The organism is Methylobacterium sp. E-005 (genome assembly GCF_022829725.1).
GTDB lineage: Bacteria > Pseudomonadota > Alphaproteobacteria > Rhizobiales > Beijerinckiaceae > Methylobacterium.
The window spans coordinates 1-3,380 of record NZ_JAKSYG010000075.1 but is presented as its reverse complement, the minus strand read 5'-3'; the positions used below and the strand labels follow the sequence as shown (position 1 = coordinate 3,380).

General features: G+C 62.8%; 4 protein-coding genes and 1 pseudogene. 3 read left to right on the top strand and 2 right to left on the bottom strand.

The features are described 5' to 3' along the window. Positions 1–405 precede the first annotated feature (405 nt). On the bottom strand, positions 406–1,245 hold the full coding sequence (locus MKK88_RS08440; protein ID WP_243998765.1) for a site-specific integrase: 840 nt from the start codon (positions 1,243–1,245) through the stop codon (positions 406–408). A gap of 465 nt (positions 1,246–1,710) precedes the next feature. On the opposite strand from MKK88_RS08440, the gene MKK88_RS08435 reads away from it, so the two are divergent. Together MKK88_RS08435 and MKK88_RS08430 are read left to right on the top strand one after the other, a co-directional pair. Continuing rightward, positions 1,711–1,974 (top strand): AbrB/MazE/SpoVT family DNA-binding domain-containing protein, encoded by a 264-nt coding sequence (locus MKK88_RS08435; RefSeq protein ID WP_243998764.1) that lies wholly within the window; start codon positions 1,711–1,713, stop codon positions 1,972–1,974. After that, positions 1,971–2,357 carry a PIN domain-containing protein gene (locus MKK88_RS08430; protein ID WP_243998762.1) on the top strand — a complete coding sequence of 129 codons (387 nt, stop codon included), beginning with the start codon at positions 1,971–1,973 and terminating at the stop codon, positions 2,355–2,357. Before MKK88_RS08435 ends, MKK88_RS08430 begins: the two co-directional genes overlap by 4 nt. A gap of 213 nt (positions 2,358–2,570) precedes the next feature. Here MKK88_RS08430 and MKK88_RS08425 read toward each other — a convergent pair. Next, a pseudogene (locus MKK88_RS08425) lies at positions 2,571–2,678 on the bottom strand (IS5/IS1182 family transposase); the annotation flags it as partial. Between MKK88_RS08425 and MKK88_RS08420 the strand changes: the two are divergent. Beyond that, positions 2,652–3,206, top strand: coding sequence for a tyrosine-type recombinase/integrase (locus MKK88_RS08420; protein ID WP_313902304.1), 555 nt, complete (start codon positions 2,652–2,654; stop codon positions 3,204–3,206). The pseudogene MKK88_RS08425 and the gene MKK88_RS08420 overlap by 27 nt on opposite strands. Positions 3,207–3,380 lie beyond the last annotated feature (174 nt).

Below are 3,380 nucleotides of genomic sequence, written 5' to 3'. Positions count from 1 at the left end.
TGAAGCAGCCCGTTGTTATCATTGGCGAAATCGAATAGGGAGCGGGGTCCCCGTCGGCGCCGATCGGGACCCCGCTTATAGACAGAAAAAACGTTCGTTTTAGAGGATGTTACCGTCTTTTAGAGGAGGGTCCCGGTTCGGCGCTTATTCACACGCAATCGAAAGAGAGAAGTTGCGGCATCCATAAAGAACGAACCAGCGGCCGTGCTGCCGACTACTAAGGATGGAGGCGGAACCAGATGCGGACCGACGTGAGAACTCCGTACGTTTCTCCGCGGAGGTCCTGCTGCAAGCCGGGGCGGGGCGGGGCGGGATCTACGTTTCTTCTATTAGCATTACTATTAATTGCATTATAGTAATGGGCTAATTTTATCACTGATACAAAAACCATTACGTCTTCCCACGCTAAGCTCGATTTTGCAATGTGGCGAGCTTCCGAGCAGCGCCACGTTGAGCGCGGAGTCTTTCACCGTACCGGGCCGGCATCGCTGGCGTCCTCCACGAACCAGCTTGCATGACCTCAAGCAGTTCGAAGCCGGCCGCGAACATGTCCTGAGTCGCCCCGACCCGGGTCGAGTGCCCGGAGGGAAGGCGAGGGAGCTTGAGCCCGGCCGTGACCGCGAGATCCCGGAACACCCGCGCAACCTCTCCACTCCCGAGCGCGGCAGCGCCGACCTGGCCACCCTTCGTCAGAGGCCGGAACAGCGGACCGCTCTCCAGCCGCGCCGCCGCAAGCCACGCATCGACGTGGGCCATGGTGTCGGGCGCGAGGTACTTGATCGCACCCTCACCCTCCTGATCCGCCTTCGAGCGCCGCACCAGCACGGTACCGGAGCCTTCAACGCCCTTCTGCAGATCCCCTATATATAATGAGACGAGTTCGGAGCGGCGCAGGAGCGTGTCGTAGGCGACGGCAATCAGCGCCACGTTGCGCAGCGCGATCAGCGGGGTCTCGGGCGCGCCCTCCAAGATGCGCCGGTGCAGGCGCCCAGTAGTCTTCACGTCAAGCATGCGCTCGATGCTGCCGCGGTTGAGCGGCTCGGCCTGCTTCTGGCGCCGGCCCTTGCTTCGGTTCATGCGCTTGATCGCCAACCGGACAATCTCGTCGGCGCAGGGATTCTGCAAGCCGGCGGCGCGGTGCAACGCGGCGATCGAGGAGCGATAGCGTTCAACCGTGGCACGGGACTTCGTCGTGGCCTGTGCGTCGATGAACGCGGCGATTGTTTCGGCGGAGGACGGCAGCATGTTACGACCGACGCTGGCGCACCACGACGCGAAGATGCGGCCGTCGGCGGCCAGGGCGCGGAGGGTGTTGTCGGCAAAGGCGCCGCGCGCAGCGCGAGCGTGATCCTCCAGACGCTGGAACAGAAGGTCGAGGCCGGGTGGGAGCGTCGGCGCAAATCGAACGGGTAGATCGCTCGATGTGTGCGTCGGCAGGGAGGGCGGATCTGAGGCGTCAAGTTCCATACGCCAGCTCTAACCACTCAAATCCTAACGATCCACAAATTATCTGCGATAGCTGCCATTATCGTGGGTAATTTAAAGTGTCACCAATCCAAGCTCCGCCGGCATACAGCGCGTGTCTCGAACAGCGAAGTGACACTTCCCTTTCGAATCTCGCTGGGCGTAAAACGGCATGATCCTGTAAATGACACTTGACGCGAGATGGATTTTATCCCCCATAGCGCTTTCGTATGAGGCTCACCGACAATGACGTTCGTCACCGATGTCAAATTGGCTGCAAACGGCCGTATGGTTCTCCCCCAGGCGGTACGCGAGGCTATGGGCATCTCGGGTGAGACACGGATCATCGTGACGGTCGATGGTACCGACGTACGGCTGTCGCCGATCGCGAACATCGTCACTAAGCTTCAGGCCCTTTACCGCGAGCATGTCAAAGAGGACGCCGACTCAGCCTCATTCCTGAACGAGCGGCACGCGGATGACAGCGATGCCGTAGCAGCCAAGGCATGAGCGCGGTCGTCTTCGATACCTCGGCCGTGATCGCGCTTCTGCGCGGTGAGCCGGGGGCAGCCATCGTCGCCGCACACGTCGGTCAGGCCGCGATGTCTGCAGTCAACCTTCAGGAACTCGTGAAGGCCTTGATCCTGCGCGGCCTAGCGCTTTCGGTAGTCGAGGAGGTGGTTCAGGAACTGCGCCTTGATCTCCATACGCATGACCGCGAGGCCGCTTTCGCTGCAGCTCAGCTCGCTGAGCCGACGCGTCAGCATGGGAGCGGGCTCGGCGACCGGACCTGTATGGCACTGGCCGTGAAGCTCGGCGTACCGGTCCTCACCACCGATCGGGCTTGGGCGAAGCTGAAAATTCCGGGTCTCGCTGTCGAGGTGGTCCGCTGACCCGACATGACGATCCGCGAGTCATGGCGGCCGACGCTGGGGACGGCGTCGGCGGGTGGTGCGGATCGGAACCAGCCGCTGGAACCACTCGTGGTCGCCGACCGCCTTGTAAAACTCAGCGTCGAGCATCCTGTTGCGGGGGCAGAGTCGGCCGGAGTGGACACGCACGTAGGACGAGGATTCGATACATCTCCTGATTGGGGCGTGCCATCGTTTGAATAAGTCGAGAGATGCGGCGAGGACAAGAACGCCTATGAGGCTGGCGGCGGATCTTACGTACCGGGTTGCAACGGCATGCCATTTCTTGAGCTTGGCCGTAAGGCCGAACGCATCATGGCGGAAGCCGACGCGCTACTGATGATCCGGCAGGAGCCGACCTTGCGAAATCGCGTGCTGCTGACGGTGCTCTATGGCGGCGGGCTGCGGATATCGGACGTGTGCGGGCTGCGCTGGCGAGATCTGACGGCCCGGGATGAGGCGGGGCAAGCCACGGTGTTCGGCAAGGATGGCAAGACGCGGGCGGTGCTGCTCTCGGCCGCGACCTGGAAAGGGCTGTTGGCTCTGCGCGGCGAGGCGCCGGATAATGCGCCCGTGTTCCTTTCACGGAAGGGTGGGGCGCTGGATCCGAACGCGGTCCACCGGGTGGTGAAGGCTGCGGCCGCCAGGGCAGGGCTCCGGAGCAAGGTCTCTGCACACTGGCTGCTGCACGCTCACGCCTCGCACAGCCTCGACCGTGGTGCGCCGATCCACCTCGTGCAGGCCACGCAGGGGCATGCCTCAGTGGCGACGACGGGGCGCTATCTGCACGCGCGGCCGTCTGAGAGCTCGGCGCGATTTCTGGGGGCGTAGCAGTCGTCGGCGATCAAAGTGGAAGGCTTGTGACCTAGCACTACTTTGGCAGATTGGTTTCAGGGTGGCAGGTTGAGATCGGCGTCACAGTGCGGGCATCGCTGCGCTGGCGGCCGACTGAGGTGATCCAAGATGGCCTGCCGGATCGCCGGCATCGAGGGCTGAGGCGGCGGG

Coding starts and splice junctions, on each gene's coding strand:
- MKK88_RS08440 (WP_243998765.1), bottom strand. CDS start 1,245: ATGCTGCCGTCCTCCGCCGAAACAATCGCCGCGTTCATCGACGCACAG.
- MKK88_RS08435 (WP_243998764.1), top strand. CDS start 1,711: ATGACGTTCGTCACCGATGTCAAATTGGCTGCAAACGGCCGTATGGTT.
- MKK88_RS08430 (WP_243998762.1), top strand. CDS start 1,971: ATGAGCGCGGTCGTCTTCGATACCTCGGCCGTGATCGCGCTTCTGCGC.
- MKK88_RS08420 (WP_313902304.1), top strand. CDS start 2,652: ATGCCATTTCTTGAGCTTGGCCGTAAGGCCGAACGCATCATGGCGGAA.